The organism is Atribacteraceae bacterium (assembly GCA_035477455.1).
In the GTDB taxonomy this organism is placed as follows: Bacteria; Atribacterota; Atribacteria; order Atribacterales; family Atribacteraceae; genus DATIKP01.
Genome location: DATIKP010000015.1, coordinates 1 through 2,386, shown reverse-complemented (window position 1 = coordinate 2,386; position 2,386 = coordinate 1). Strand labels below are relative to the sequence as shown.

The following is a 2,386-nucleotide window of genomic DNA, read 5'->3' as shown; positions in this document are numbered from 1 at the left end:
CTTGTTCATCACCAAATACCCGGCCAAGCACCCCCAGGCCACCGACTGCTTGGCCAAAGACCGGGAGGGGCTCCTGACCTTCTACGATTTCTCGGCCGAACACTGGAAGCATCTGTGCACCACTAACCCGGTAAAATCCACTCATGAGTACCGTCAGGTTGCGAACAGACAAGACCCGCAACTGCGGGTCACGAGTGACCGTCCTCAGCATGGTCTTACAGCTCTTTCTCAGTGCCGGGAAACGGTGGAGAAGACTGAAGGGAGTTCCAAGGTTAGCAGAAGTGGTGGAGGGAGTTCAATTCGTCGAGGGAATACGCCAAAAAGAGGACGCCGCCTGATGGGTCATACCCAACATTTGACATTGACTCTTCTCATGGGTAATTCCTTTAGCGAGAGTTACATCCAATTAGTCTGATATATGGCTCTTTCTCGGCTTAGTCCTTTTTGTCGTCTCATCGTTCCCGGTCCATCATGTTGTCATCAACATCGATTCAGCTAGTGCTTATCCTCGTCTTTCCTAGTCAGTTCCGTATAATTATACCAGTTTATCCAGCGACAATCCGTCCTCCGGGAGATACTGCCGCCAGAATTCAACTGATTCCTTTAACCGGTCAACGATCTGGTCAGGATAGTCCGCGGCTCCAAAAAAGATTTCCAACGTCAGGAAAATCTTTCCACAACGGGGAGGCAGCAGCGGGTCTTCCGGTCCCTGGTACGCCTGCCTTAACGCCTCCAGGATCTTTTTTGGATGGACAATACCATTACGATTGTTTTCCCGAGTAAAGGGAAGGTGTGATGAGGATTGCCCGTTGGTTTGTTGTAAATGAATCACCGGCGCGTAACAACCGAGCTCTCTTAACCACTGATAGAGATCGCAATCTTTTTGTTCGGAAAAAAGATAGGGAAAGCGATCCATTTCCGATTCGACGGCGCGGAGTAATTCCCCCCAGGCGGCAGAAGAGGGAGCACGAAAATCCCGGAACAGTCGTCTGGTGGTTTCCGCACCCCACCAGACCGGGGTCGGCCGGTCGTTGTTTTTCATCTCTTCTATGGAACGCTCTATCCGCTCTTTGGTCGGTCTCAGGAAGCGAACCTGTCCGGTTGCGTGACCGCTGTCCAATGCCAGATAGGATGGTTCCCCAGACAACCGGTACACTTCCCTGAGGTATTCTTTACCTGTTTCTATGGTCCAGGGATATTGATGAGGGCTGTACATCTGTTCCAGCATCAAATAACCCGATCCGGCAAGCGCTCCATACCGCACCAGCCCAGCTATCGTCTCGAAAAGTCTCTGTTTGAATAATTGATATTCTTCCGGATCTTGCAGAACGGAATTCGGAAAGGCCTGTATATAGAAACCTAATCCCGCCTCCAGTCGGGCCGCCAAGCCAATCATGACCTTGAACCAGTCATTGACTAACCGATCTCGAATCCGATCATCGGGGTGTAAAAGACCGGCGGTCCGATAGGTTGAATAGCCGGTGAAAAAATTGGCGATGGTCACATTGTGTTGTGCTTGGGCGACGTGAACGCTCTCCAACCAATCGTCCAGGTAGGACTGGTTCCCATAAAATGGATCACACTCCGTATCGGTGCTCACCTCAATATAACCACAACCAATCTGCTCGGCGATCCGCATCCACTCAGCCGGACTGATCCAGCGTTTGACCGCAAAACAATTATCCAATGACAGATATATCCGAGGATACTTACCCATGCTCCCTCCAGCGGTCTTTATTTCTTCCGGAACAACTCCCGGTACTTCCCATAGGTGTCGTCCCACCATTTTTTCCCACTTGGTTCATAAAAATCAACCTGAGACGAACGAAGCGAAATTTCCCGGCCTTCTTCCAAACTGACGATCTCTCCATCGGCCTTCAGTTGCATCAAAAGGTTCCCCATTGAGGTGGTCTCCGTAGGTCCCGCCATCACCGGAATACCGGTCGCGTCCGCAATCCATTGACAAAGTGTCTTATTCTGGATACCACCTCCCATTATATGAATGAATTCGAGCCTGTGTCCGGTTATTTTTTCCAGGCACTCGACGTTGCGGCGGTATTTCAAAACCAGGCTTTCGTATAAACAACGGGCAATTTCACCCATTGATTCCAAACGTCCTTGGCCGGTTTGTACGCAAGCCTCCCGAACGGTAGCGGGCATATCAGCCTGTGGGCAGCCAAAAACCGGATCATCTACATCGATGAAGGCTCGGGAAGGACCGCATTGTTCGGAAACCTGGACAATTTCATCCCAACTGAGGCTGCCCTCTCTCTGGGCAAGCCAGCGATTTCGGCATTGCTGGATAATCCATAAACCAGTAATATAGGTGACCATCATGTTCCGGCCTTCGGGAATCGCGTTATTCCCGTATCCGGCCTCAAAGACC

Annotated in this window: 2 protein-coding genes and 1 pseudogene; 1 reads left to right on the top strand and 2 read right to left on the bottom strand. The window is 50.9% G+C overall.

The features are described from left to right. Positions 1-338: pseudogene (locus VLH40_00630) on the top strand (transposase). Positions 339-535: 197 nt separating this feature from the next. Here the strand turns inward: VLH40_00630 and VLH40_00625 are convergent. Both VLH40_00625 and VLH40_00620 read right to left on the bottom strand, forming a co-directional pair. Beyond that, positions 536-1,717, bottom strand: a complete 1,182-nt coding sequence (locus VLH40_00625; protein HSV30514.1) for a hypothetical protein — start codon at positions 1,715-1,717, stop codon at positions 536-538. A gap of 17 nt (positions 1,718-1,734) precedes the next feature. Then, positions 1,735-2,386 (bottom strand): FGGY-family carbohydrate kinase (locus VLH40_00620; GenBank protein ID HSV30513.1); only part of this gene is annotated, 652 nt, incomplete at its 5' end.

Excerpts from the sequence above, each read along its gene's own strand:
- VLH40_00625 (HSV30514.1), bottom strand. The coding sequence starts at position 1,717 with ATGGGTAAGTATCCTCGGATATATCTGTCATTGGATAATTGTTTTGCG.